At 69.0% G+C, this 3,877-nt stretch carries 4 protein-coding genes; all 4 read right to left on the bottom strand.

All coding sequences use genetic code 11. The features are described 5' to 3' along the window. A partial coding sequence (locus tag LI92_RS20235; RefSeq protein WP_046322060.1) for an NTF2-like N-terminal transpeptidase domain-containing protein occupies window positions 1-1,452 on the bottom strand: 1,452 nt, incomplete at its 3' end. A gap of 95 nt (window positions 1,453-1,547) precedes the next feature. Further along, window positions 1,548-2,399 (bottom strand): GNAT family N-acetyltransferase, encoded by an 852-nt coding sequence (locus LI92_RS20240; RefSeq protein WP_046322057.1) that lies wholly within the window; start codon window positions 2,397-2,399, stop codon window positions 1,548-1,550. A 45-nt stretch (window positions 2,400-2,444) separates the two neighbouring features. Beyond that, on the bottom strand, window positions 2,445-3,596 hold the full coding sequence (gene ispG / locus LI92_RS20245; RefSeq protein ID WP_046322058.1) for a flavodoxin-dependent (E)-4-hydroxy-3-methylbut-2-enyl-diphosphate synthase: 1,152 nt from the start codon (window positions 3,594-3,596) through the stop codon (window positions 2,445-2,447). Between the two features lie 13 nt (window positions 3,597-3,609). Beyond that, the coding region (locus LI92_RS20250) for a site-2 protease family protein (protein WP_046322059.1) at window positions 3,610-3,877 on the bottom strand (268 nt) is incomplete at its 5' end.

Genomic DNA, 3,877 nt, shown 5'->3' on the forward strand with positions numbered 1-3,877 from the left:
GTATAAGAGACAGACCTTGCCCTGACCGAATCCGTCCTCGGTGCGTTCGGCCAGGTCGACGGTCGGCGGCACCGAGCCGGTGACCGTGGTGATGCCGTCGACCAGGTAGTCCACCCCGATCCCGTAGCGGCTGGCCGCCTGCGACAGCGCACGCGGCGGCATTCTGCTGGCCAACTCGGCGAAAGTGGTGTTGCAGGAATCGGCGAAGGCACGCGACATCGGCACCAGCCCGAGGTCGAACCCGCCGTAGTTGGGGATGGTGCGCTGGCCGATGTCGAGTTCGCCGGGGCAGCCCACGATGGAGTTAGGGGTCGCCATGTCCCGTTCGATCGCCGCGCCGGCGGTGACCATCTTGAAGGTCGATCCGGGCGGGTACAGGCCGGTGGTGGCGATCAGGCCGTCGGAGTCGGCGGCCGCGTTCTGGGCGACGGCCAGCAGATCGCCGGTCGAGGGCCGGATCACCACGATCATGGCCTTATCGCCGCGGCTGTTGACCGCGTTCTGGGCGGCACGCTGCACCGCGCGGTCCACGCTGATGGTCAGCGACGGCGCCGGCGCCGGGTCCACCTCGTGCAGCACCGCGACGTCGACGCCGTTCTGGTTCACGCTGACCACCCGCCAGCCCGCGGCGCCCTCCAGTTGGGTTCCGACGGCTTTCTTGACCTCGCTGATGAGCATCGGCGCGAAGTGGTCGTCGGTGGGCAGCAGTTCGGCGTGCGGCGTGACCACCACCCCGGGCAGGGCGCCGATGGCCGCCTCAACCCGGTCGTGCTCGGCTTTGCGCAGGGTGATCAGGTCGAGCGGGGTCACCGAGGAACTGGCCTGCTCCGCCAGTCGCTGCGGGTCGCTCAGGTCCGCGTCGTAGCCGCGCAGCGTCTCGACCACCGCCAGCGCGGTCCGCATCAGGTTTCTGCCGGCCCGGCTGGCGTCGAGCTGATAGTTGTACACGTAGCCGGGCACCAGCACGTCGGTGCCGCCCGCCTCGTTGACGGCGGCGCGGCGCGGGGGGTCTGCTCGCAGCGCGAAAGTCTGGTGCTCCCCCAGCTTGGGGTGCAGGTCGGTGGCCGTCCAGCGCACCGTCCAGTGGCCTTCGTTGCGGACCATTTTGAGCTGGCCGTCGTAAGACCAGCTCCGGCCCTTGGGCAGCGCCCAGGTGTAGCGGTAGGCCACGCTGCCGGTGTCGTCGTTGTAACGCGAGCTGAGCACCTGGGCGTCCAGGTGCTCAGCCTGCAAGCCCGCCCAGGCGGCGTTGAGCGCGCTGCGCGCCGCGGACGGGTCGTCGCTGAGGTCCGCGGCGGCCCCGGTGTCCCCGGAGGCCAGGGCGGCGAAGAAGCGCTCGGCGACGGGCCCGGGGCCGTCGGGGCGCGGGGTGCAGGCGGCCAGGCCTGCGGCGGTGAGCAGCACGGTCACCAATCCCGTGACGCGTGTGACGAATGAGCTTGCAGTTGTCATTGGGGCTGATGTTAAAGACCGAGACAGTCACGGGCGTGGAGGCGCACCGAGGCCAGTTCGTGTCCGCACCGAGATGTGCGTGCAGCAGGAGCCTGTCAGTCGAGCAACACGGTCGCGAAGGTGCCGACTTGGGCGAAACCCACCCGCTCGTAGGTGGACCGGGCCACCTCGTTGAAGTCGTTGACGTACAGGCTGGCGATGCGCCCGGTGCCCACGATCACCCCGGCCAGCATGGCGGTGCCGCCGGTCCCCAGCCCGCATCCGCGCCGGTCGGGGTGCACCCAGACACCCTGAATCTGTGCCACCGTCGGCGACTGCGAGCCCACCTCGGCTTTGAACACCACCTCGCCGTGCTCGAAGCGCGCCCAGGCCCGCCCGGCCGCGATCAGGTTGGCCACCCGCCGCCGGTATGCGCGGCCTCCGTCACCGGCGCGCGGATCCACGCCCACCTCACCGATGAACATGTCGACCGCCGCCACCAGGTAGGCGTCGAGCTCCTCAGGACGCACCTGGCGCACTTCCGGGTCCATCAGGCACGCCGGTATGCTCTGCAGCGCCATCAGCGGCTGACTCTCGCGCACATCGCGTGCGGGACCCCAGGATTCGGCGAGCCGCTGCCACATCGGCAGCACCAGCTCAGCGCGGCCGACCAACGACGAGCAGCGCCGGATCGCACTCGCCGCCTTGTCGGCAAAAGCGGTGAGATCGGCGGGCGTTCCCCGCAGCGGAATCAGGTTGGCCCCGGCGTAGCACAGCGATTCGTCCACACCGCCGCGCGTCCACAGCTCCCCGCCGATCAGCCGCGGATCGACACCGTGGTCGGCCACCCGGGCCGCGACCATGCACGAACCGACCGGATCCTCCGCCAGCACCTGCCAGACGGCTGCGGCGTCACTCACCACAGACACCCGCCGCTGGGCGAGACGGAAATCGGGTGGAGCCGACATGGTGACTCTTTCTGGCGTACTCAACGGCCGGCGAATCGGCTGTGATCAGCTTACGGCGACGGTGGGCGAACCGCCCGAAGATCCCTCACCCATCTCCGCCGCAAGGCGCATGGCCTCCTCGATCAGCGTCTCGACGATCTGCGCCTCCGGCACGGTCTTGATCACCTCGCCCTTGACGAAAATCTGGCCCTTGCCGTTGCCGGACGCCACACCCAGGTCCGCCTCACGGGCCTCACCCGGGCCGTTGACCACGCAACCCATCACCGCCACGCGCAGCGGGACGTCGATGCCCTCAAGCCCGGCGGTGACCTCGTTGGCCAAGCGGTAGACGTCGACCTGCGCCCGCCCGCACGAGGGACACGACACGATCTCCAGACCCCGGGGCCGCAGGTTGAGCGACTCCAGGATCTGGTTGCCCACTTTGACCTCCTCCACCGGAGGTGCCGACAACGAAACCCGGATGGTGTCGCCGATCCCGCGCGACAACAACGCACCGAAGGCCACCGCGGACTTGATGGTGCCCTGGAACGCCGGGCCGGCCTCGGTGACGCCCAGGTGCAGCGGGTAGTCGCACTGCTCGGCCAGCAGCTGGTAGGCGGCCACCATCACGACCGGGTCGTTGTGCTTGACGCTGATCTTGATGTCGCCGAAGCCGTGTTCCTCGAACAACGACGCTTCCCACAGGGCGGACTCCACCAGCGCTTCCGGGGTTGCCTTGCCGTACTTGGCCAGGAAGCGCTGGTCCAGCGACCCGGCGTTGACGCCGATCCGGATCGGGATACCGGCGGCACCTGCCGCCTTGGCCACCTCGCCGACCCGGCCGTCGAACTCCTTGATGTTGCCCGGGTTCACCCGGACCGCGGCGCAGCCGGCGTCGATGGCGGCGAAGATGTACTTGGGCTGGAAGTGGATGTCGGCGATCACCGGGATCTGGCTGTGCCTGGCGATCTCGGCCAGCGCGTCGGCGTCCTCCTGCCGTGGGCAGGCGACCCGCACGATGTCGCAACCCGAGGCGGTCAACTCCGCGATCTGCTGCAACGTCGCATTGACGTCGTGGGTCTTGGTGGTGCACATCGACTGCACCGCGATCGGATGGTCGCTGCCCACCCCGACTCCGCCCACCATCAACTGGCGGGTCTTGCGCCGCGGGGCCAGCGTGGGCGCAGGGGCGGCCGGCATTCCAAGGCCGACGCTCATGTGAGCTCTCCTGTCAAAACAGCCTGATCGGGTTGACCAAGTCGGCGGTCACGGTGAGCAGCATGTAACCGGCCACCACCGCCAAGACTACGTATGTGGCCGGCATCAGCTTGAGATAGTTCACCGGCGCCGCGGCAACCTTGCCGCGGGCGGCTCGAACCATGTTGCGCAGCTTTTCGAACAACGCGATCGCGATGTGCCCGCCGTCGAACGGCAGCAGCGGCACCAGGTTCAGCACGCCCAGGATGAAGTTCAGCTGGGCCAGGAAGAACCAGAACGCC

It is taken from the genome of Mycobacterium sp. UM_Kg1 (assembly GCF_000972925.1).
GTDB lineage: Bacteria > Actinomycetota > Actinomycetes > Mycobacteriales > Mycobacteriaceae > Mycobacterium > Mycobacterium hiberniae.

Bases quoted from the DNA above. Each gene is read 5' to 3' on its own strand.
- LI92_RS20240 (WP_046322057.1), bottom strand. From the start codon at position 2,399: ATGTCGGCTCCACCCGATTTCCGTCTCGCCCAGCGGCGGGTGTCTGTG.
- ispG (WP_046322058.1), bottom strand. From the start codon at position 3,596: ATGAGCGTCGGCCTTGGAATGCCGGCCGCCCCTGCGCCCACGCTGGCC.